General features: G+C 73.1%; 20 protein-coding genes. 8 read left to right on the forward strand and 12 right to left on the reverse strand.

The genetic code is table 11. The features are described from left to right. The first annotated feature begins 1 nt into the window (after position 1). The 3 genes from ACMTAK_RS48645 to ACMTAK_RS48655 are packed head-to-tail and all read left to right on the forward strand — an operon-like array spanning position 2 to position 3,758. A complete protein-coding gene (locus ACMTAK_RS48645; RefSeq protein WP_413812122.1) occupies positions 2-628 on the forward strand; it encodes a 2Fe-2S iron-sulfur cluster-binding protein in 627 nt (208 codons plus the stop codon). Next, the gene (locus ACMTAK_RS48650; RefSeq protein ID WP_413812123.1) at positions 625-1,623 is read left to right on the forward strand and encodes an FAD binding domain-containing protein; all 999 of its coding nucleotides are present in this window, start codon (positions 625-627) and stop codon (positions 1,621-1,623) included. The genes ACMTAK_RS48645 and ACMTAK_RS48650 overlap by 4 nt, the downstream gene beginning before the upstream one ends. Then, the gene (locus tag ACMTAK_RS48655) at positions 1,620-3,758 is read left to right on the forward strand and encodes a xanthine dehydrogenase family protein molybdopterin-binding subunit (RefSeq protein ID WP_413812124.1); all 2,139 of its coding nucleotides are present in this window, start codon (positions 1,620-1,622) and stop codon (positions 3,756-3,758) included. Before ACMTAK_RS48650 ends, ACMTAK_RS48655 begins: the two co-directional genes overlap by 4 nt. A 91-nt stretch (positions 3,759-3,849) precedes the next feature. Here the strand turns inward: ACMTAK_RS48655 and ACMTAK_RS48660 are convergent, their stop codons facing one another. The 8 genes from ACMTAK_RS48660 to ACMTAK_RS48695 all read right to left on the reverse strand — a co-directional run bounded on the left by ACMTAK_RS48660 (position 3,850) and on the right by ACMTAK_RS48695 (position 12,518). Beyond that, positions 3,850-5,088: a S1 family peptidase gene (locus tag ACMTAK_RS48660; RefSeq protein WP_413812125.1), complete on the reverse strand. Its 1,239-nt coding sequence runs from the start codon at positions 5,086-5,088 to the stop codon at positions 3,850-3,852. A gap of 110 nt (positions 5,089-5,198) precedes the next feature. Beyond that, positions 5,199-6,224: an ABC transporter ATP-binding protein gene (locus ACMTAK_RS48665; protein ID WP_413812126.1), complete on the reverse strand. Its 1,026-nt coding sequence runs from the start codon at positions 6,222-6,224 to the stop codon at positions 5,199-5,201. Continuing rightward, the gene (locus tag ACMTAK_RS48670; RefSeq protein WP_413812127.1) at positions 6,221-7,279 is read right to left on the reverse strand and encodes an ABC transporter ATP-binding protein; all 1,059 of its coding nucleotides are present in this window, start codon (positions 7,277-7,279) and stop codon (positions 6,221-6,223) included. Before ACMTAK_RS48670 ends, ACMTAK_RS48665 begins: the two co-directional genes overlap by 4 nt. Then, positions 7,257-8,180 (reverse strand): ABC transporter permease, encoded by a 924-nt coding sequence (locus ACMTAK_RS48675; RefSeq protein ID WP_413812128.1) that lies wholly within the window; start codon positions 8,178-8,180, stop codon positions 7,257-7,259. The genes ACMTAK_RS48670 and ACMTAK_RS48675 overlap by 23 nt, the downstream gene beginning before the upstream one ends. Further along, a complete protein-coding gene (locus ACMTAK_RS48680) occupies positions 8,177-9,196 on the reverse strand; it encodes an ABC transporter permease (RefSeq protein ID WP_413812129.1) in 1,020 nt (339 codons plus the stop codon). Before ACMTAK_RS48680 ends, ACMTAK_RS48675 begins: the two co-directional genes overlap by 4 nt. Next, complete coding sequence (locus ACMTAK_RS48685; RefSeq protein ID WP_413812130.1) at positions 9,193-10,782, reverse strand: ABC transporter substrate-binding protein; 1,590 nt, start codon at positions 10,780-10,782, stop codon at positions 9,193-9,195. The genes ACMTAK_RS48680 and ACMTAK_RS48685 overlap by 4 nt, the downstream gene beginning before the upstream one ends. Before the next feature lie 375 nt (positions 10,783-11,157). Next, complete coding sequence (locus ACMTAK_RS48690; RefSeq protein WP_413812131.1) at positions 11,158-12,111, reverse strand: DsbA family oxidoreductase; 954 nt, start codon at positions 12,109-12,111, stop codon at positions 11,158-11,160. Further along, the gene (locus ACMTAK_RS48695) at positions 12,108-12,518 is read right to left on the reverse strand and encodes an RrF2 family transcriptional regulator (RefSeq protein WP_413812132.1); all 411 of its coding nucleotides are present in this window, start codon (positions 12,516-12,518) and stop codon (positions 12,108-12,110) included. Before ACMTAK_RS48695 ends, ACMTAK_RS48690 begins: the two co-directional genes overlap by 4 nt. Before the next feature lie 96 nt (positions 12,519-12,614). On the opposite strand from ACMTAK_RS48695, the gene ACMTAK_RS48700 reads away from it, so the two are divergent. Together ACMTAK_RS48700 and ACMTAK_RS48705 are read left to right on the forward strand one after the other, a co-directional pair. Beyond that, complete coding sequence (locus tag ACMTAK_RS48700; protein WP_413812133.1) at positions 12,615-13,121, forward strand: cupin domain-containing protein; 507 nt, start codon at positions 12,615-12,617, stop codon at positions 13,119-13,121. A 110-nt stretch (positions 13,122-13,231) separates the two neighbouring features. Then, complete coding sequence (locus ACMTAK_RS48705; RefSeq protein ID WP_413812134.1) at positions 13,232-13,468, forward strand: hypothetical protein; 237 nt, start codon at positions 13,232-13,234, stop codon at positions 13,466-13,468. Between the two features lie 25 nt (positions 13,469-13,493). Here the strand turns inward: ACMTAK_RS48705 and ACMTAK_RS48710 are convergent, their stop codons facing one another. Beyond that, positions 13,494-14,090: a helix-turn-helix domain-containing protein gene (locus ACMTAK_RS48710; protein ID WP_413812135.1), complete on the reverse strand. Its 597-nt coding sequence runs from the start codon at positions 14,088-14,090 to the stop codon at positions 13,494-13,496. Between the two features lie 88 nt (positions 14,091-14,178). On the opposite strand from ACMTAK_RS48710, the gene ACMTAK_RS48715 reads away from it, so the two are divergent. Continuing rightward, positions 14,179-14,826, forward strand: a complete 648-nt coding sequence (locus ACMTAK_RS48715) for a class I SAM-dependent methyltransferase (protein WP_413812136.1) — start codon at positions 14,179-14,181, stop codon at positions 14,824-14,826. 62 nt (positions 14,827-14,888) lie between these two features. Here the strand turns inward: ACMTAK_RS48715 and ACMTAK_RS48720 are convergent, their stop codons facing one another. The 3 genes from ACMTAK_RS48720 to ACMTAK_RS48730 form a co-directional block, all read right to left on the reverse strand. Next, positions 14,889-15,983, reverse strand: coding sequence for an acyltransferase family protein (locus ACMTAK_RS48720; RefSeq protein ID WP_413812137.1), 1,095 nt, complete (start codon positions 15,981-15,983; stop codon positions 14,889-14,891). Positions 15,984-16,154: 171 nt separating this feature from the next. Next, on the reverse strand, positions 16,155-16,856 hold the full coding sequence (locus ACMTAK_RS48725) for a DAK2 domain-containing protein (RefSeq protein ID WP_413812138.1): 702 nt from the start codon (positions 16,854-16,856) through the stop codon (positions 16,155-16,157). Positions 16,857-16,906: 50 nt separating this feature from the next. Beyond that, a complete protein-coding gene (locus ACMTAK_RS48730; protein WP_413812139.1) occupies positions 16,907-17,905 on the reverse strand; it encodes a dihydroxyacetone kinase subunit DhaK in 999 nt (332 codons plus the stop codon). 294 nt (positions 17,906-18,199) lie between these two features. Between ACMTAK_RS48730 and ACMTAK_RS48735 the strand changes: the two genes are divergently transcribed. Further along, positions 18,200-19,207, forward strand: coding sequence for a 1-aminocyclopropane-1-carboxylate deaminase (locus ACMTAK_RS48735; protein ID WP_413812140.1), 1,008 nt, complete (start codon positions 18,200-18,202; stop codon positions 19,205-19,207). A gap of 128 nt (positions 19,208-19,335) precedes the next feature. Then, positions 19,336-20,133, forward strand: a complete 798-nt coding sequence (locus tag ACMTAK_RS48740) for an SDR family oxidoreductase (RefSeq protein WP_413813222.1) — start codon at positions 19,336-19,338, stop codon at positions 20,131-20,133. Positions 20,134-20,215 lie beyond the last annotated feature (82 nt).

Consider the following 20,215-nt stretch of genomic DNA (forward strand, 5'->3'; position numbering starts at 1 on the left):
GATGCGGGGCGCACCCCCCGGTGCCAGGCTGAGGGGTGTGACAGCTCACGCGTTTCACAGCGACTTCGCGCTGCGTGTCAACGGTGCCGACCGCGCCCTCACCCTCGACCACCGGGTGACCCTGCTGGACGCCCTCCGCGAACACCTGGCGCTGACCGGGGTCAAGAAGGGGTGCGACCACGGACAGTGCGGGGCCTGCACCGTCCTGATCGACGGGGAGCGCGTCAACAGCTGTCTGGTGTTCGCCGTGGCCGCCCAGGGCCGGGACATCACCACCATCGAGGGCGTGGCGGGGCTCGCCGCCCCCGAGGAACTCCACCCGTTGCAGCGGGCGTTCCTGGACCACGACGGCTTCCAGTGCGGCTACTGCACACCCGGCCAGATCTGTTCCGCCATCGGCGCGCTCAGCGAGGCCGCGCGCGGCTGGCCCAGCCATGTGACGGAGGACATGGCGGCCGGGGTCGGCGCGCCGGATGAGCTGGACGCCGACGAGATCCGGGAGCGGATGAGCGGCAACCTGTGCCGCTGCGGGGCGTACCCCGGCATCGTGGCCGCCATCCGCGAGGTCGCCGGGGCCGACGGCGGCGCGGCGCCCACCCGGGCCGGTGCGGCGGGAGGGGCACGATGAAGCCCTTCGGCTACGAGCGCGCCACCGATCCCCAGGCCGCCGCCACGCTCGTGGCCGACTCCACGGAGGCGGTGTACCTGGCCGGGGGCACCAACCTGGTGGACCTGATGAAGCTCGGGGTGACCGAGCCCGCCCTGCTCGTCGACATCACCGGGCTCCCGTACGACACCGTCGAGCACCGACCGGACGGCGGTGTGCTCATCGGCGCGCTGGTCCCGGGCAGCCGCCTCGCCGGGGACCCGGGCATCCGCGAGCGGTTCCCGGCGCTGGCCGAAGCGCTGCTGTCGGGGGCCTCCGGGCAGCTGAGGACCGTGGCCACCACCGGTGGCAATCTGCTCCAGCGGACCCGCTGCGTGTACTTCCAGGACGTGACCAAACCCTGCAACAAGCGGCGGCCGGAGACCGGCTGTTCGGCCGTCCAGGGCCTCCACCGCGACCTGGCCGTGCTCGGCACCTCCGACTTCTGCGTGGCCAACCACCCCTCGGACATGGCGGTGGCGATGGCCGCGCTCGACGCGGTCGTCCATCTGCGGCGGGTGAACGGCAGCCCCCGTGCGGTGCCGCTCAACGACTTCTATCTGCTGCCCGGTGACACCCCGCACCGCGAGACGGTGTTGCAGCCCGGCGACCTGATCACCGGTGTCGAGCTGCCACCGCCCCCCGGGGGCGCCGCCATGTCCTACCGCAAGGTCCGCGACCGCTGGTCCTACGCGTTCGCGCTGGTGTCGGTGGCCGCCGTCGTGGCCACCGAGGACGACGGCACACTGCGGGAGATCCGGCTGGGGCTCGGCGGAGTGGGCACCCGCCCCTGGCGGGCCCGCGAGGCCGAGCGGCTGCTGACCGGGCGGCAGCCGGCCGAGGAGCGCCTGCGGGAGGCGGCCCGTGCCGAGTTCGCCCCGGCGCGCCCGCTGCCGCAGAACGCGTTCAAGATCGACCTAGCCGTGGACGTCATCACCGCGGCCGTGCGCGACCTCGTGGGAGGGCAGCGGCGATGACCACGCTCCAGCGGACCGTGGGCGCGGAGGTGACCCGCGTCGAAGGACGCGAGAAGGTCACCGGTGCCGCGCTCTACGCGTACGAGTACCCGGTGCCGGACGCCCTGTACGCGTGGGCGGTGCAGTCCACCATTCCACGTGGCAGGGTGCGCGCCGTCGACACCGTCGGGGCGCTGTCCCTGCCGGGCGTGGTGGCCGTGCTCGACAGCCGTAATGTGGCCCGGCTGCGCCCGACCGACACCCCCGAACTCGCCGTTCTGCAGTCCCCGGAGGTGGCCTACCGCGGGCAGATCGTGGCGGCCGTGGTGGCGGACACCTTCGAGACGGCCCGTCAGGCGGCGGCCGCCGTACGGGTCGAGTACGACGTGGACGACCACGACGCCGAGCTGATGGACGGCGATCCGCGCATCTTCGTCCCCGAGACGGTCAACGGCGGCTATCCGGGGCACACGGAGACCGGCGATGTGGACGCCGCCCTCGACGCGGCGCCGGTAGTCCTCGACGCCACGTACACCACACCCCCCGAGCACACGGCCACGATGGAACCGCATGCCACCATCGCCGTCTGGGACGGGGACACGCTCACCCTCTACAACGGGGACCAGGGCCCCTGGATGACGGCCGCCAGGGTGGCCGAGCTGTTCGGCCTGCCCGAGGGCGCCGTCCGGATCGTGGCCGACCACACCGGCGGCGGCTTCGGCTCCAAGGCGATTCCCCGGCCGCCCACGGTGCTCGCCGCGCTGGCCGCCCGCGCCGTGGGCCGCCCGGTCAAGGTGGCGGCCACCCGGCAGCAGATGTTCACCATGGTCTCGTACCGCACGCCCACCCTCCAGCGCATCCGGCTCGGCGCCGAACGGGACGGCAGGCTCACCGCCATCTGGCACGACGCGCTCCAGCAGAGCTCCACGCTGACCCCGTACTGCGAGCAGACGGTCACCTGTACCCGCGTCATGTACGCCGCGCGCCACCGCCGGACCACCCATCGCCTGGCGCAGCTGGATGTGCCGACGCCGTCGTGGATGCGGGCCCCCGGCGAGGCGCCCGGAATGTTCGCGCTGGAGAGCGCGATGGACGAGCTGGCCGTGGCGCTGGGCATGGACCCCATCGATCTGCGGGTGGCCAACGAGCCGTCCGTGGACCCCGGGACCGGCCACCCCTTCAGCAGCCGCAATCTGGTGGCCTGTCTGCGGGAGGGCGCGGCGCGCTTCGGCTGGGCGGACCGCGACCCCGCGCCGGGGGCCCGCCGGGAGGGGCACTGGCTGCTCGGCACCGGAGTGGCGGCGTGCAACTACCCCGCCCTCACCTGGCCCTCCACCGCGACCGCCCGCGCCGAGCCCGGCGGAGGCTTCACCGTACGGATCGCCGCGGCCGACATCGGCACCGGCGCCCGCACCGCGCTGACCCAGGTGGCGGCGGACGAGCTCGGGGTGGGGATCGACCGGGTCACCCTCGACATCGGCCGCAGCGCCTACGGCCAGGCACCGTGGGCCGGCGGCTCGATGGGCCTCAGCTCCTGGGGATGGGCGGTGTCCAAGGCGTGCCGGGCGCTGACCAAGCGGCTCGACGAGGTCTCCGGCACGATCCCGCCCGGCGGACTGGAGGAGCGCGCGGACACCGCCGAGGACGTCGAGGCGCGCCGGGCGTTCTCGCGCCACGCCTACGGCGCCCAGTTCGCGGAGGTGCGGGTGGACGCCGTCACCGGCCAGGTGCGGGTGGACCGGCTGCTGGGGATGTTCGCCGCCGGACGTGTCATCAACCCCCGGACGGCGGGCTCGCAGCTGCGCGGCGGCATGTGCATGGGGCTGTCGATGGCGCTGCACGAAAGCCTGGAGACGGACCCGCGGTTCGGCGACTTCGCCAACCACGACCTCGCCACGTATCACATCGCGGCCAACGCGGATGTGCGCGATGTCCAGGCGCACTGGCTCGAGGAGAACGACGACGAGCTCAACCCGATGGGCAGCAAGGGCATCGGGGAGCTGGGCATCGTCGGCACGGCGGCGGCGATCGCCAACGCGGTGTACCACGCCACGGGGGTGCGGGTCCGCGATCTGCCGATCACGGTGGAGCGGGTGCGCGCGGGGCTCTCCGCGGGCCTGCCCGCCGGGTTCTCCGCCGGGCCGTCCGCCCGCTGAGCGGCCGCCCGGGAGCCGTCGCGGTTCCCGGCTCCGTGACGGCTCGCGGGGTGTCCCGCGGTGACGGCGCGGGACACCCGGTCGCGTGGGATCAGCCGTTGTCGGCTGCCCCACCGGCGCCGTCCGCGCCCGCGCCGTCCCCGGCGGCCCCGGAGCCGTCAGCGGCGCCGCCGTCCGCCGCGCCACCGTCGTCCGCCGCGCCGCCGCCTCCGGCCGCACCGCCGTCGCCGATCTTCGCACCGACCGCCTCCAGCGCGGTCGTCACCGGCTGGAAGAAGGTCTCACCGCCGGAGGTGCAGTCACCGCTGCCGCCGGAGGTCAGGCCGATGGCCTGGCCGTCCGCGCTGAACAGCGGGCCGCCGCTGTCGCCGGGCTCCGCGCAGACATCGGTCTGGATGAGCCCGCTGACCGTGCCCTCGGGGTAGTTGACCGTCGCGTCGAGACCGGTGACCGAGCCGTCGTTGAGCCCGGTGGTGCTGCCCATGCGCTGCACCTGCTGGCCCACCGTGGCCTCGCCCGCCCCGACGATGTCCACGGTCTGGTCGCCGGTGTTCACCGTGCTGGGGGCCTCGGTGTTGGCGTCGTCGTAGGTGACCAGCGCGAAGTCCCCGTCACCGGGGAAGGTGGCGTCCTGCACGGTGCCGATCGCCGCGCCGTTCTGCGAGTCCGACCACTGCTCGGCGGCGACGCCGCAGTGACCGGCGGTGAGGAACGCCGGGGCGCCGCTGTCCGTGGTGACGTTGAAACCGAGCGAGCAGCGCGCACCGCCGCCGAAGATGGCGTCGCCGCCCGCGACGAAGGGCTTGAACTCGCCCGTGGACTTCTTCAGGGTGGCCATGCCGTCGCCCAGCGACTTCACGGTGGACTCGAGGGTGTCCCACTTCGCCCCGGTGACCGTGGAGTCAGCGGTGACCCGCAGCTCATTGGTCTTGGGGTCCACCGACCAGGAGGTGCCCGGGATGGTCGCCTTGGTCTTGAGGGTCTTCGCGGCGGTCTGCAGCGCCTTGGTGCTGTTGTCGACCTCTCTGGCCACCGCCCCGGCGCTCTTGACCTGGACGTTCACATTGTTGTTGTCGCCGACGACATTGACGATGACCTGCTGCTTGTCCTTGTCGTAGTAGGCCCCGCCGAACGCCTCGCCCAGCTGCGAGGCGAGCTCCGCGGCGATGTCCGCCGCCGACGCGGCGTCCACTTTCTTGGGCTGCGCCGCCTCGGTCTTGTCGTCCTGTGAGGCGTTGGCGTTGGGCAGGATGATCGCGGCTGCCGCCACGGCGGCGGCCCCGGCCCCCGCGAACACGATCTTTCGCTTGGGTACCCGTTTATGGCTCAACTCATGACCTCCTGTTGGGGGGTTACGGGATCCGCTCATCCACGACGAGCACGACCCGGCAGTGGATACGGGCGGCGCGCGCGTTGTGTTCAGAGTGATTTAGGAGATCTTTACGGGGCCGTCTCCAGCCGCCCGGTTCCCGGCGGCCCCTGCGCGGTGACCGGGGCGGCGATCAGCTCGTGCCACTCGGGCGCCCGGTGGCAGGCCGCCGTGCGGCCCCGGCCCACCGGGGCGGGTACGGGCGCGGTGCGGCAGGCGTCGGTGACGAACGGGCAGCGGTGGGCGAAGACACAGCCCTCCCGCGCCGCCCAGACGGGCGGTTCGGCCGACGGGCGCAGCGCCGCCGCGCCCGGCCCGCCCTCGGCGCGTACGCTCGGAGCTGAGGCGATGAGCAGCGCGGTGTACGGATGCAGGGGTCGGCCGAACACCTCCCGTACGGGGCCGTGTTCCACCACCCGGCCGCGGTAGAGCACCGCCACCCGGTCGGCGATGCCCGCCAGTGAGCTGAGGTCGTGCGAGATGACCACGACGGCCATTCCGCGCTCGGTGCGCAGCCGGTCCAGCAGCCGCAGCACCCGGTTGCGGTTGGAGGCGTCCAGGGCGCTCACCGGCTCATCGGCGATCAGCAGCCGGGGCCGGGTGACGATCGCCCGCGCGAGCAGCACCCGCTGGCGCTGACCACCCGAGATCGCGCCCGGCAGCCGATCGCCGAGCCGCGCCGCGTCCAGGCCCACCGTCTCCAGCGCCTCGGCCACGCGGGCGGCGATGTCCGTGTCGCCGAGGTCCCCCGCCACGGCGAGCGGTTCGGCCACGGCCCGCCGGACCGTCAGCTCCGGGTCCAGCGCCCGCAGCGGATCCTGGAACGCGTAACTCAGCTGCCCCGAACGGCGGAACGCGCGCAGCGCGCGCCCCCGCAGCCCGGAGATCTCGCGCCCGTCGAAGACCACCCGCCCCGAGCGCGGAGGGACGAGCCCCACGGCCGTACGGGCCAGTGTGGTCTTGCCGGATCCGGTCTCCCCGATGACCCCGACGATCTCCCCCTCGCCCACGGACAGCTCAACCCCGTCCAGCACCGGCCGCGCACCCCGCCGGCCGAAGGCCACGGTCAGCCCGGAGAGCTCCAGCAGCTCGCTCATACCGCCACCTCCCGGATGGAGCGCCCACCGGCCCGCGACAGATCGAGCTCCTCGACGCGGACACACCGCACCCGCCGCCCGTCCGCGGTCTCCCGCAGCGGCACCGGACCGCTGAGGCACTCGGATGCGGCGAACGCGCAGCGGTCGGCGAACCGGCAGCCCGGCAGCCGCGCGCCCACCTCGGGCGGCGCGCCGGGGATCACCTCCAGCTCGCGCCGCTCCCAGTCGCCGACCGTGGCCACGCGCAACAGCGCCTCGGTGTACGGATGCAGCGGGTCGTTCAGCACCCGCTCGGCCGGGCCGTCCTCGACCAACTCCCCGGCGTAGGCCACCAGAACGCGGTCGCACACCTCGGCGATCACCGCCAGGTCGTGGCTGACCAGCAGCAGCGCCAGATCCTGCTCGGCGCGCATCCGGGCCAGCAGCTCCAGGACCTCGGCCTGGACCACCACATCCAGCGCGGTGGTGGCCTCGTCGGCCACCAGCAGATCCGGTGCGCAGGCCACCGCCACGGCGATCAGCACACGCTGGAGCATTCCGCCGGACAGCTCGTGCGGATGGCGCCGGGCCACCTCGGCGGGGTCGTGCAGCCCGACCGCGTCGAACAGCTCGACGGCCCGCGCATCGGCCCGTGCCCGGTCCAGCCCGAGCTTCACCCGCAGCACCTCGGTCAGCTGACGCCCCACGGTCAGCGAGGGGTTGAGATACGAGGCGGGGTCCTGGAAGACGGCGCCCACCCGGGTGCCCCGTACGCGGTCCCACTCCCGGCGGGACAGCCCGGTCAGCGCCTCACCGGCCAGCGCGATCTCGCCCTCGGACACCGCACAGCCGGCGGGCAGGAGTCCGAGCACCGACCGGCAGATGAGGGTCTTGCCGCTGCCGGACTCGCCGACCAGGCCGACGGCCTCACCGCGTCCCACGGTGAAGGACACATCGCGTACGGCCGTCAGCCGCCCGGACGAGACGGTGACGCCGAGCCCCTGGACCGACAGTGCGGCTGACGGGCCGGTGGGCGCGCCGGGCGTGGCGCGGTCAGACGACGGGGAGTGTGGCATCGGCCCGCTCCTTGGTGGTGTCGGGGGATTCGGCGGTGGCGGCGGGGGAGCCGGTGGCCGGGTCCGGAGCGCCGCCGGGCAGCAACTCGCCCGCCCCGGCGTCCCGTACGGCGTCGGCCAGCAGATTGAGCGCACCGGCGGTGAGGACGATCAGCGCGGCCGGGAACACCGGCGCCCAGATCTGCTGGGTGAGGAAGCCAAGATCGGTGGCGAGCATGCCTCCCCAGGTGGCGGCGGGCGGTTGCACACCGACCCCGAGGAAGGTCAGCGAGGAGACCACCAGCAGACAGGTGGCCAGCGCGTGGGCGGCCGTGACGATGACCGTGGGCAGGACCTTGCTCCAGATGTGGGTGCGCAGCACCCGCCCCACCGAGGCGCCGAACAGCTCGGCCGACTCCACGTACTGGGCGTGCCGCAGACTCAAGCCGGCGGCGCGGGTCATCCGGAAGAACAGCGGGGCGTAGAGCACCCCGAGCGCCAGCATGGCCTGGTGCATCCCGTTGCCCAGCGCGCCCACCACCGCGATGGCGAACACGGTGAACGGCAGCGTCATCAGCGCGTCGACGGCGCGCTGCGCGAGCCACTCGCCCACTCGCCCCATCCACAGCGAGGCCAGCCCGGTCGGCACCCCGACCGCCATCGCGGCGGCCACCGCCTCCACGGCGCCCGCCACCGAGCGGCCACTGCCCTCCAGCAGCCGGCTGAGCACATCGCGGCCCAGGTAGTCGGTGCCCAGAAGATGGCCGGGGCCTGGCCCGCGCAGCATGTTCCGGGGGTTCTGGGCCAGCGGGTCATGGGGCGCGAGCCAGCCGCCGAACACCGCCAGCAGCGCGATGGCCAGCAGCACCAGCAGCGCCACCTTCGCGGAGGCCGGCCGCCACGCCCGTCGCAACGTCCTCATCGGCGCGTCACCTCCCGGCGCCGGGCGGCCGGATTCAGCGCGAGCAGCGCCGCGTTGACGGCCACATTGACCACCAGCACCACCGCGATGGTCACCAGCAGCGTCCCTTGGATCACCGGGATGTCGTGCTGCTCGGCCGACTGCAGGGTGAGCTGGGCGAGCCCGGGCAGCGCGAAGATCTGCTGGGTGACCACCGCACCGCCGAGCAGCATCGGCACGCTCATTCCGAGCGCCGTCAGCGCGGGTCCCGCGGCGTTGCGCAGGGCGTGGCCGAACACCACCCGCCGGGCGGGCAGTCCGCGCATCACCGCGCCCGTCACATAGTTCTCCCGCAACGTCCCCACCAGCGAGGTGCGCAGCTGACGGGCGATGGCGGCCGCTGCCTCCAGGCTCAGCGCGAACGCGGGCAGCACGGTGTACCGCAGCCACTGCGCGGGGTCCATGTCCAGCGGCACATAGCCACCGGACGGCAGCCACCCCAGCTTCAGCGAGAACACCGTGACCAGCGCGATGGCCACGACGAAACCGGGCAGGGTGCCGAGCAGCGCGCAGAGCGCGGTCACGGCGCGGTCCAGCCGTCCGCCCGCCCTGAGCGCGGCGGCGACACCGGCGGCCCCGCCCAGCACCACGGCCATCAGCAGCGCGAGCCCGGCGATGGACAGATCCACCGGAATGGCCTGCCGGATGCTCGTCGCCACCGGGACCGTGGTGAACCACGAGCGGCCCAGGTCGCCGGTGAAGGCATGCCCCAGCCAGGACACATACTGCTCCCACAGCGGCCGGTCGAGGCCGAACTGATGGTTCATCCGGGCGATGTCGGCGGGCGTCGCCGTCTCGCCGAGCACGGCCGCCGCCGGATTGGCCCCGGAGAGCGCGCCGAGACCGAAGGTCAGCGCGGAGGACAGCAGGAACACCGTGCCCGCCGTGGCGAGGACCCGGCCGAGCGAGCGCGGGAGACGAGCCGGGCGTACGGCCTTGCCTCGCGTACGCGCGAGGTGTGCGGCGAGCGCGGTCATCCGGCCGTCACCCCCTCGAACCGCTGCACCACCGGCAGCGAGGGGATGGCGGAGACGGAGGACGTACGGGCGAGGGCGCGCGGCACCGTGTAGAGGAACACGTTCGGCATCGTGCGCACCGCCACCGCGGTGGCCGCCCGCAGCACCTCCGGATAGCGCGGCGACTCCAGCGGCGTGCGGCGCACCGCGGCCACGGCCGCGTCCAGTTCGGGCGTGGTACGGCGGGAGGGGTTCATCAGCCCCTCCGCGCCGAAGAGCACCTGCATCGCCTGCACCGGGGACTCCCGCCCGGCGAACTGGTCGATGTACAGGGCGCGCGAGTGCTGGACGTACACCACCTGCGACGCCCGCGCCTCGGGGATGACCTCGATCCGGGCCCGGAACCCGACCCGGTTCAGCTGCGCCTGCAACTGCTCGGGCGCGCCCTGCGGCTGCGCGGTGGTGATGGTCACCTCGACACCGCCGTGATACCCGGCCTCCTTCAGCAGTGCGCGCGCCCGCTCCGGATCGTGCCGGTACACCGCGCCGAGCGACGGGTCGAAGCCGGTGTAGCCGGGCGGGAAGGGCTGGTGATCCACCTCGCCATGGCCGAACTGCTCGCTGTCCAGCAGGGCTTGGCGGTCCACGGCGTACTTCAGGGCCTTGAGGACGGCCGGGTCGTCGAAGGGCTTCATGGAGGTGTTCACATCCAGGACGCGCACCACCATCGACGGAATGAGCTGCACCGTGAACCCGGCCTCACGCGCCGCCTCGACCTGGCTGAACGGGATCTGGGCCACATTGAGCCGCCCGGACTGGAGCGCGGCGAGCGCCGTGGTCTCATCGGGCTTGGGAAACGCCTCGAAGCGCTCGACGGCGATGTGCTCGGCGTTCCAGTAGCCGGGGTCGCGGCGCAGGCTCGCCATGGAGTTCTGGGTGTACGACACCAGCCGGAACGGGCCGTGGCCGACCGGTCTGGTGGCCAGCCGGGCCTCGTCCTTCCCGAACGCGCTGGGGCTGACCACCATGCCGGTCTTCCCGGCCAGCAGCGCGGGCAACTGGTAGTCGGCCTCGGTGAGTTCGAGGACCACGGTGTGCGGGTCGGTGGCCCGCACCGTGTCGATGGTGGTCAGCTGGGAGGCGATCAGGGACTTGGGGTGGCTCTTACCGCGTTCGAGGCTCTTCCTGACGGCCTCGGCGTTCACCGGTGTGCCGTCGGAGAACCGCAGTCCCCGGCGGAGGGTGAAGGTGAGCCGCCGGCCGTCGTGGGAGTAGCGCCAGGAGGAGGCGAGCGCGGGTTTGGCGCCGCCCTCGGCATCGAGTTGGGTGAGCCCGGAGTAGACGAGCGACAGCAGATGGACGTCCCAGCCCTTGGAGGAGAACACCGGGTCCCAGGTGGAGGGCAGGTCCCAGCCCCAGCGCAGGGTCTCGCCCCCGCCGCCCGCGCCGGTGGTCGCCACCCCGCCGCAGGCGGCCAGCAGCAGGGAGCCACCCGCCCCCAGGGCCAGCCCGAGCATGGAGCGCCGGTCCGGTGCGGGGGTCGGAGCGGGGCCCGGTGGCGGATCGGGCGGACGGCGGACGGGAGGTGGCGGGGTGGCGGGAGTCATGGCTGGACGTCGCCTTTCGTGGTGTCAACTCCCCCCGGCCGCAGGCGGATTTACGGCCGTGCACGGCCGCACCCGCCAGCGAGGGCACGCGGACGGGCAGCGGTCGGGAAGGCCGGAAGCGGTGGGCCCGGGAGGAAACGAGGAAAACCAGGGGGGGGACGAGCGACACAAGGCGCTCGGGACGCGGCGGACCGTGGCGGATCGCGGATCGCGGAACGGGAAAGGGGCGATCAGCGACAGATGGCGCTGGCGGTGCGCCGGAAGTCCACGTATCGGCACACCACACCGGGGTGCGTCGTCAGCATGTCCCCATGGTGAGGGGCGGGGACCGGTGAAGTCAATGGACACCTTTCGGTGTCTCATTCGCCAAGACGGCTACGACCTGGGGATTTTCGACTCCGCGGTGGCGATGAGCGCCGGATGGGTGGCCGCCTCGCCCGGGTGCAGCCACAGCGGTCCGCCCGCCGTGTCGACCCGTACGGCCGCGGGCGGGGGAGTGGTTCCGCCGGTCAGCAGGGACAGATCGGGCCCGGTCAGGCTGCGGTACTTCGCCAGGGCCTCCCCGGGGCCGATCGGTGCCGCCTCCCAGAGCTGACGGGGAGCCACCGTGCGCAGCGCCGCCAGGTACTCGGGCACGCTCCGCCACCCCGGCGCGGCCACGCGTCCGCCGGGGCCGGAGAACACCAGCGTGGGCAGCGCGTAGCGCACCCCGTCGTCGGTTTCCTTCACCCCTGTGCCATGCGGCCCCGAGGCGTGGAAGGCATGCGCCTCCGGGATGGGGTCGCGGGCCTCGGCGTGGTCCCGCCGGACGGCCGCCACCACCTCCGGATCGCCCAGCTCGGCTTCCAGCCGCCCCACATCGACACCGTCCAGGCCGGTCAGGGCGCTTCGCACCCGCTCCGCCGTATCGGCCGGAGTGCCCAGCACGAACGTGGTCTCGCGCAGCCGCCGCAGCACCCGCTCCGCGGCCGTCGCGCCCTGTCGCTCGGCCGCCTTCGCGGCGAGCGAGGCGGGCCGGCTGGTGGCCGCCACCCAGTGCAGCCGGTGGGCGTAGGGCGCCCGGGTATGGCGGGCGATATCGGCGATGTAGCGGCCGTACCAGGCGGTCTCGGCGGCCGGATCCGGTGCCGGGTCGTCGTCCTCGTCGAAGAGGATGCCGAACACCCGGCGCCAGCGGGCCCGCCCCGCGGTGAGCGCCCGCAGCAGCCGGAACGCGGGCTCGGAGCCCCACGCCCACGGGCAGGCCGGATCGGTGTACTCCACGATCTCGACGGCCCCGTCGCCGTCCGCCCCGGGGTGCCGGAGGCGGTCAGGGCGTACGGACGTCATGCGGCCAGCCGTTCGCGGACCAGATCGCTCAGGGCGGTGGAGGTCAGCACCTGGCGCACATGCGCCTCCATCCCGCGCCACACCCCGGGCAGTCCGGCCGCCGGACCGCGGTAGCCGAGGTCGTCCAGCCGCTCCCCGCGCAGCGTCAGGAACGCCCCGTCCACCGCCAGCACGATGTCCGCGAGGCTGGTCTCGGCGGGGTCGCGGGCGAGCCAGTAGCCACCCTCGCAGCCGCGCTGGCTGCGCACCAGACCGGCCTGGCGCAGATCGCGGAAGACCGCCTTGAGGAACCGGAAGGGGATGTCCTGGGAGGTCGCTATCGCCTCACACGTGAGCGGCCTGCCGGTGTCCGCGGCCAGCTCCGCCAGCGCCCGGACCGCGTAGTCCGCCTTCGCCGAGATCTGCATACGGCCATTATGCAGCGTGGATTTCACGGTGTTGTGCCTGGTGAGCGAAAGGACATCTGTTGACATCCATTGCCGGGGCTTTCTACGGTCAGTGGCATGACGACGCCCGGCGGCGACCCCGCGCAGCAGCACGACGCGTTCCATCCGCATCTGAACGCCACCGCCCCCGACGGTCCGTTGCGGTCGCGTCTGCACCACATCCGCACCGAGGACGTCGACCCCGGCACCGCCCAGACCGAGGGCATGCGGCGGTTCGCCGCGATCAGCGGCCAGTCGGTGGGGTCCGAGCGGCTCTGGATGGGCCAGACCCATGTGGCGCCGGACACCGCCTCCGCCAACCACCACCACGGCGAGTCCGAGACGGCCATCTTCGTGGTGCGGGGCCACCCCGAGTTCGTCTTCGCCGAGGAGCGGGACGGACACGTCGAGGAGGTCAGGCTGCGCACCCGGCCGGGCGACTACATCTTCGTACCGCCCTATGTGCCGCACCGGGAGGAGAACCCGGACCCCGACGACGAGGCGGTGGTGGTCATCGCCCGCAGCACCCAGGAGGCCGTCGTGGTCAACCTGCCCCAGCTGTATGTGCTGGAGCGCGGGGAGTAACCGGCCGCGCGCACGGATGGCCGCATCGGACCGGCCGGCCGTGCATCCGCCCCGAGCTCGTGGGTAATCGCCTCTGCTGTGCCCCCTCCATCGACGAAAGGAGCGGCATCGTGAGCGACGACCGGCGACCGGAGGAGCGCGAGGAGCGGGGCGGGATCCCCAGGGACCTCCCCGACCAGCAGGCGCAGGACGGGCCCGACCACCTGGATGTGCCGGGCGCCGGCCATGAGCCGGACGATGTGGACGACCTCCCCGAGACGGATGAGTCCGGCACCGGACGGGAGGGGAGGCCGCAGACCGGGAGTGTGCACCCCGAGCAGCCCGTCCCGGACGAGCCCTCGGGGTGAACGCCCCGGGTGCGACGGGGGCGGGTCAGGTACCGGCGGGGCGGGCGCGGACATGGATGCGCTCGCCCTGCGCCCCGAACAGGGAAAGGAACTCCACCGGCTGGTCCCCGGCGTTGGCGAAGCCATGGGGGGTGCGGGTGTCGAATTCGGCGGCCTCACCGGCCGTGAGCACCAGATCGTGCTCACCCAGCGCCAGCCGTAGCCGCCCGGAGAGCACATAGAGCCACTCATAGCCCTCGTGCACCCGCTGCTCCAGCGGTTCATCTCCCCTGCCCTGCGACCGGGGCGGCATGATCTGCTTGTACGCGTGCAGCCCGCCCAGATAGCGGGTCAGCGGGACGAACGTCTGGCCGTGCCGGGAGAACGGCCGTGGATGGACGCGGGGATCCCCGGTGGCCGGCGCCCCCACCAGCTCGTCCAGCTGCACTCCGTACGCCTTGGCCAGCGGCAGCAGCAGCTCCAGAGTCGGCTTGCGCTGCCCCGACTCCAGCCGCGACAGGGTGCTCAGCGAGATGCCCGTCGTCTCGCTGAGCTGGGAGAGGGTGGTGCCACGGGTGCGCCGCAGCGCGCGCAGCCGGGGTCCTACGGCGGTCAGCACCTCGGTGAGGTCTTCGTCAGCCATATCTTCATTTGCCACCCCGGCAAAGAAGTTTGTCAAGTGGCCACGGCCGGACGCACTCTCTTGACCCGACGAAGGGAGCGCATCCGACATGACCACCAAGCCGCATGACATCTCGCCCGACACCACGCACGGGGAGTTCTGGGACACCTTCTACAGCGCCGAGGACCGCGTCTGGAGCGGCAGGCCCAACGCCGCCCTGGTGCGCGAGGTCACCGGGCTGGCCCCCGGCCACGCACTGGATCTGGGCTGCGGCGAGGGCGCCGACGCCATCTGGCTCGCCCGGCAGGGCTGGCGGGTCACCGCCGTCGACGTCTCCCGGGTGGCCTTGGACCGCGGCGCCGGACACGCGGCGTCGGAAGGTGTCGGCGACCGCATCGAATGGCAGCCGCACGACCTGTCCGAGTCCTTCCCGGCCGGCACCTTCGACCTGGTCTCCACCTACTTCCTCCACTCCTGGCTCGAGCTGCCCCGGGAGCGGATCCTGCGCAGCGCCGCGGACGCCGTCGCACCGGGCGGCGTGCTGCTGATCACCGGACACGCCGGATTCCCGTCCTGGGCGAAGGACCCCGATCCGGACATCCACTTCCCCACCCCCGAGGAGGTGCTCGCCGGGCTCGACCTCGCGGAGGGGGAGTGGGACGTCCTGGTCAGCGAGGCCCACGAGGAGAAGATGACCGACCCCGAAGGAAAGCCGGCCACCCGCGTCGACAACACCGTGAAGGTCCGCCGCCGCTGACGGGGAGTTCCGGCCGCCGACGGGGAAGCGTCCCGCCGAACTCAGGAAGCGCCCCGCCGCCCTCAGGAACCGGCTGACGAACCGGTGCGCCGGAACGCCCAGTCCATGCGTGGCTCCACCAGAGCGCGCAGGACCCGTCGCACCGGTTCCGTGCACAGTGCGGTGATCATGAGCACCGCGGCCGCCGTGACGGTGAGCTCCCCGAGCGGGGTGTGCAGCCACGGATGGTCGTACCAGTCCCAGAACCGGGACGACTTGATGATGAAGCCGTGCAGCAGATAGCCGTACAGCGTGCCCGAGCCGAGCGCGGTGAACCAGGTCCGGCGCCCCGGCACCCAGGCCAGGAAGCAGGCCGTCAGCACCAGCGCCAGACCGAAGAGGGCGGGAGTGGTGAGCAGACCGGCCCAGGACGGTACGCCGTCCAGCTTGGCGACGCTCTTGCGGTGGTAGAACCACTCCGCGTCCATCCAGGGCGCCACCGCGTACGCCGTGCACAGGGCGAAGGCCGCCACCGGAAGGGCGACCAGCCGGGCCCGCCGGGTCCTCAGCCGGGTGAAGTGGTCCGGGCGCAGGGTGAGCCCGACCACGAAGAACGGGAGGAACGCCAGCACCCGCTGGAGACCGAGATCCCCGCCGGCCTCCGGTGAGATCGAGGCCAGCGCGGCGACCGCCAGCGCGACCGGCACCGGATGGCGCAACGCGAGCCACAGCGGGGTGGTGACCCGCCAGATGAACAGCGCGGCCAGGAACCACATCACATACCAGGGGTCGAGCAGGCTGATCGGATAGCCCGGATCGTCCTGCGCCCAGCGGTAGAAGAGCGTGTACGCCACCTCGAAGACCAGGTACGGCACGACGACGCCCGTGAGCAGCCGCTTCACCCGCCCCGGCGCCATGTCGAAACTCCGCGAGAAGTAGCCCGATATGAGGGCGAACGCGGGCATGTGGAACGCGTACACCGTCAGGTAGATCGCGGTGGCCGCCCGGCTGCCGTAGGTGAGCGGCTCCCATGCGTGGCCGCACGCCACCAGCACGATGGTGAGGTACTTCGCGTTGTCGAAGTACGGGTCGCGCGTCCGGCCTCTGGACGCGCCGCCATCGCGCGGCCGTGGCGCGGTCGGTGGTGCGGTCACACGGGCGGCGGTCTCCTGCTGCACAGATTCTCCCGGACACCTTTGATCGAGCCGACAGTCGAATCCTGGTCGTCTGCCCCGCTCTGCTCCTCTCATGCGGCCCAGGACTCGCATCCCAGTACGTGCGGCCCGGCCGCGGCGTTCACCGGCGGGCGGCATGTCCCGGGGATCCCCTGCCGGCCTCGGTCTTCCTCCTCAGGACACGGGGAGCCGGCCGAGCGAGGTGAGCTCGGCGTGTGCGGAGGCGAACAGCAGGGCGACGGCCAGGGCGCCCGGGTCGGGGACGCCGCGCGAGTGGTCGCCGGTGTAGCTGGCGCGCCCGCGGCGGGCGCGTAGATCGGTCGTGGAGCGGGCGCCCCGGTGGGCCGCCACCGCGGCCACATGGAGCGCGTGCGCGGGGTCGGCGGTGGGTTCGCAGGAGGCGAGGGCCCGCGCGGCGGGGACGAGGGCGTCCACCATCGTCTTGTCGCCCACCTCGGCCTCGCCGACCCGCTGGATCGCGGCCGCGCCGGCGGCGGTGCCGAGGGCCAGCGCCGCGGTTCCGGGTGGGTCGGCCGCCATCCCCAGCGCGTCCGCGAGCTCCTGGAAGAGCAGCCCGAACAGGGGACCGCTGGTGCCGCCCACGTCGTCGAGGAAGACCCGCGCGGCGGCGTCCAGCGGCGCGTCCGGGCCCCGCCGGTCCCGCTCGCCGTTCCCCGCGCCCGCCGCCAGGGCGTCCAGCGCGCGGCGGACACCGTCCATCCCGGTGACCAGATTGGCGCCGAAGTCCCCGTCGCCCGCCTTCTGGTCGAGCGCGGTGAGCTCGGGCTCCACGGAGCGTACGGTGGCGGCGAACCGTGTCATCCAGTCCATGACGGCGGTGTGGGTGAGGCCCTTGGGGCCGGGCTGGTCGGGCATGAGCGGGGCAACTCCTCGGGGCGGTGGCGGGGTCACGGGGGCCGGACGGATCACAGGGGCCAGGCGGGGGTGCGGGCGGGGGCGTCCCACAGCCGCAGCGCCTCCGCGTCGGTGGCGAACAGGGTCAGCGAGAAGCCCCGCATGTCCAGGGCGCTCACGAAGGTGCCGGTCAGGGACCGGTCGAGGCCGACACCGCGGTCGTCCAGGGCCTTGGCGACCGCGTGGCGGATGCCGTACAGCTCCAGCGAGGTGATCGAGCCCAGCCCGTTGACCAGGGCGAGAACCCGTGTCCCGGCGCTGTCGGGCAGCGCGGCCAGCAACTGGTCGGTCATGGTCTCGACCAGCTTGCCGAGCGGGGCGTGCGGGGTGGTTCCCTCGGCCCGCTCGCCGTGGATGCCGACCCCGAACTCCAGGACGTTGTCGGGCAGGGTGAAGGCCGGTGTCCCGGACTGGGGCGTGGTGTGGGCGGCCGCGGCGACGGCGAGGCTGCGGGCCCGCCGGGTCACATCGGTGCCGAGCGCCACCAGGTCCTCAAGACCGCGCCCCTCGTCGGCGGCGGCGCCGAGGATCTTCTCGACGATCAGGGTGGCACCGGTGCCGCGGCGGCCGACCGCGATGTCGTCGGAGTCGGTGGCGAGGTCGTCGTCGATGAGGAGACGGGTGCAGCGGATGCCCTCATGGGCGAGGCGCTCGGCGGCGATGCCGAAGTTGATGCGGTCGCCGGTGTAGTTCTTGACGATGTGCAGCACCCCGTCGGCCCGGGCGACGGCCCGGCTGGCCTCGAAGATCTGCCGGTTGTGGGGCGAGGCGAAGATCCGGCCGGGGCAGGCGGCGTCCAGCATCCCCGTACCGAGGAAGCCGGAGTGCAGCGGTTCATGGCCGGAGCCGCCGCCCGAGACCAGCCCGACGCGGCGGGTGGGTGCGGTGTGGCGGGTGCGGAAGTATCCGTGGTCGGGGTTGTAGGCGACGAGATCGGCATGGGCGGCGGCGAAGCCCGCGAGCGCGTCGGGAACGAGAGACTCGGGCGAGTCGCGGAAGTACTGGGGCATGGTCTCGGCTCCCTGGGCGAGTGGGGCGGACGGGGTGGACTCGGCGGTCGAGCGCCGTCTCGGCGGTACGAGGGCTCAGGCACAGATAGTCGCCGCGACCCGGCGGCGGGGTGCTCAGGCTGGACAGCAGCGGGACCCCAACGGCCTACTGGCATACGCCGGTCGGGTACTGACGGGGGCCGGGGAGGGCTCGGCTCGTGTGCCGACGCGGCGGTGGAGAGCGAATCGTGTGCCGAGGCGGAGGGGCGGGGTAGGGATCGCCGGACATCCGGCACCACCCACAAGGAGCCACCCATGTCCCTCGATGACTTCGAGCGCCACCCCCTGCTGTTCGGCCCCAGCCCGATCCACCCGCTGGACCGGCTGAGCGAGCGTCTCGGCGGGGCGCGCGTCTGGGCCAAGCGCGAGGACTGCAACAGCGGACTGGCCTTCGGCGGCAACAAGACCCGCAAGCTGGAGTACCTCGTCCCCGACGCGCTCCGGAAGGGCGCTGACACCCTGGTGAGCATCGGCGGTGTGCAGTCCAACCACACCCGCCAGGTCGCCGCGGTGGCGGCGAGGCTGGGGCTGCGGGCCGTCCTGGTGCAGGAGAGCTGGGTGGACTGGCCCGACTCGGTCAACGACAAGGTGGGCAACATCCTGCTCTCCCGGATCATGGGCGCGCGGGTGAAGCTGGTCGACGCCGGATTCGGCATCGGCTTCAAGGACAGCTGGACCCGGGCCCTGGAGGACGTCCGTGCCGCGGGCGGCACGCCGTATCCGATCCCCGCCGGGGCCTCCGACCATCCGCTGGGCGGTCTGGGCTTCGCCAACTGGGCGCGGGAGGTCCGGGAACAGGAGCGGGAGCTGGGGGTCTTCTTCGACACCATCGTGGTGTGCAGCGTCACCGGCTCCACCCAGGCGGGCATGATCGCGGGCTTCGCGGGCCAGGACCGCCCCCGCCGGGTCCTGGGCATCGACGCCTCCGCCAAGCCCGCCGAGACCCGTGCCCAGGTGGAGAAGATCGCACGCGAGACCGCCGGGCTGATCGGCCTCGGCCGGGAGCTGCGCGATGAGGAGATCACCGTGCTGGAGGGCTGGGCCGGGAACCTCTACGGCGTCCCGGTCGACTCCACCCTCGAGGCGATCCGGCTCACCGGAAGCCTCGAAGGGGTGATCCTCGACCCGGTCTACGAGGGCAAGTCCATGGCCGGGCTCATCGACCTCGTCCGCGACGGCGACATACCCAAGGACTCCAACGTGCTCTACGCCCACCTCGGCGGCCAGCCCGCGCTCAACGCCTACAGCGGCGCCTTCCGCTGAGAAGTCCGCGTAGAAGTCCGCAGAGAAGGAGGAACGGGGGCGATGGACGGCCTCCGCCGGGGTACCCGATCCACGCCAACCCCGTGGCCTTCCCATCCCCGTAAGACCAGGGAGCCAGGGTGACGGATATGAACACCGGGAACGACCGGCACGCCGGAGAGGCCGCGCCCTCCTACGGCCCGCTGTCGGGCTGCGTGGCGCTGGTGACCGGCGCGTCCAGCGGCATCGGAGCGGCCACCGCCGTGGCGCTGGCCCGGCAGGGCGCCGATCTCGCACTGGTGGCCCGCCGTACCGAACGGCTGGAGGACCTGGCCGCCACCGTGCGGAAGGAGGGCCGCTCCGGTGCCGTCCTCACCGCCGATCTGCGGGACACGGCGCAGGCCCGCCGGTGTGTCGAGGACGCCGTCGAGCAGTGCGGACGGCTCGATGTGCTGGTGAACAACGCCGGCTCCGTGGTGCCCGGCAAGGTCGAGGAGAGCGACCCCGAGGGCTGGGAGCGGATGCTCGACCTCAACGTCAGGACCGTGCTGCACACCTCCCAGCAGGCGCTGCCGCATCTGCTGCGGACGGCGTCCGACGGCCCGCGCGGGGTGGCGGACGTGGTGAACGTCAGCTCGGTGGCCGGCCGGCTGGCACGTCCCGGCAACGGCGTCTACTCGGCCACCAAACACGCGGTGGGCGCCATGAGCGAGGCCATGCGCCAGGAGGTGACCGCCCGCGGTGTCCGGGTGGGGCTGATCGAGCCGGGCATGGTCGCCACGGAGCTGACGGCCGACAGCGCGATCGCCGCCGCCGGGCGCGGCATGCCGCGCGAGTCCTGGCTGCACCCCGAGGACATCGCCCGTGCGATCGCCTTCATGGTCACCCAGCCCGCGCACGCCGCCATCAACGAGATCATGGTGCGCCCCACCGCCCAGGAACACTGACCGCACCGCCCCGACCGCCCCGTCGCGCCGTGCGTGACGGGGCGGAGGCGCACCGCCCCGACCCTCGCGGAGGAAGCCCGCG

It is taken from the genome of Streptomyces lacaronensis, from assembly GCF_047337785.1.
Lineage (GTDB): Bacteria > Actinomycetota > Actinomycetes > Streptomycetales > Streptomycetaceae > Streptomyces > Streptomyces lycopersici.

Bases quoted from the DNA above. Each gene is read 5' to 3' on its own strand.
- ACMTAK_RS48680 (WP_413812129.1), bottom strand. From the start codon at position 9,196: ATGACCGCGCTCGCCGCACACCTCGCGCGTACGCGAGGCAAGGCCGTA.
- ACMTAK_RS48685 (WP_413812130.1), bottom strand. From the start codon at position 10,782: ATGACTCCCGCCACCCCGCCACCTCCCGTCCGCCGTCCGCCCGATCCG.
- ACMTAK_RS48740 (WP_413813222.1), top strand. From the start codon at position 19,336: ATGAACACCGGGAACGACCGGCACGCCGGAGAGGCCGCGCCCTCCTAC.
- ACMTAK_RS48675 (WP_413812128.1), bottom strand. From the start codon at position 8,180: ATGAGGACGTTGCGACGGGCGTGGCGGCCGGCCTCCGCGAAGGTGGCG.
- ACMTAK_RS48695 (WP_413812132.1), bottom strand. From the start codon at position 12,518: ATGCAGATCTCGGCGAAGGCGGACTACGCGGTCCGGGCGCTGGCGGAG.
- ACMTAK_RS48650 (WP_413812123.1), top strand. From the start codon at position 625: ATGAAGCCCTTCGGCTACGAGCGCGCCACCGATCCCCAGGCCGCCGCC.
- ACMTAK_RS48725 (WP_413812138.1), bottom strand. From the start codon at position 16,856: ATGCCCGACCAGCCCGGCCCCAAGGGCCTCACCCACACCGCCGTCATG.
- ACMTAK_RS48730 (WP_413812139.1), bottom strand. From the start codon at position 17,905: ATGCCCCAGTACTTCCGCGACTCGCCCGAGTCTCTCGTTCCCGACGCG.
- ACMTAK_RS48715 (WP_413812136.1), top strand. From the start codon at position 14,179: ATGACCACCAAGCCGCATGACATCTCGCCCGACACCACGCACGGGGAG.
- ACMTAK_RS48665 (WP_413812126.1), bottom strand. From the start codon at position 6,224: ATGAGCGAGCTGCTGGAGCTCTCCGGGCTGACCGTGGCCTTCGGCCGG.
- ACMTAK_RS48655 (WP_413812124.1), top strand. From the start codon at position 1,620: ATGACCACGCTCCAGCGGACCGTGGGCGCGGAGGTGACCCGCGTCGAA.
- ACMTAK_RS48670 (WP_413812127.1), bottom strand. From the start codon at position 7,279: ATGCCACACTCCCCGTCGTCTGACCGCGCCACGCCCGGCGCGCCCACC.
- ACMTAK_RS48735 (WP_413812140.1), top strand. From the start codon at position 18,200: ATGTCCCTCGATGACTTCGAGCGCCACCCCCTGCTGTTCGGCCCCAGC.
- ACMTAK_RS48700 (WP_413812133.1), top strand. From the start codon at position 12,615: ATGACGACGCCCGGCGGCGACCCCGCGCAGCAGCACGACGCGTTCCAT.
- ACMTAK_RS48645 (WP_413812122.1), top strand. From the start codon at position 2: ATGCGGGGCGCACCCCCCGGTGCCAGGCTGAGGGGTGTGACAGCTCAC.
- ACMTAK_RS48690 (WP_413812131.1), bottom strand. From the start codon at position 12,111: ATGACGTCCGTACGCCCTGACCGCCTCCGGCACCCCGGGGCGGACGGC.
- ACMTAK_RS48710 (WP_413812135.1), bottom strand. From the start codon at position 14,090: ATGGCTGACGAAGACCTCACCGAGGTGCTGACCGCCGTAGGACCCCGG.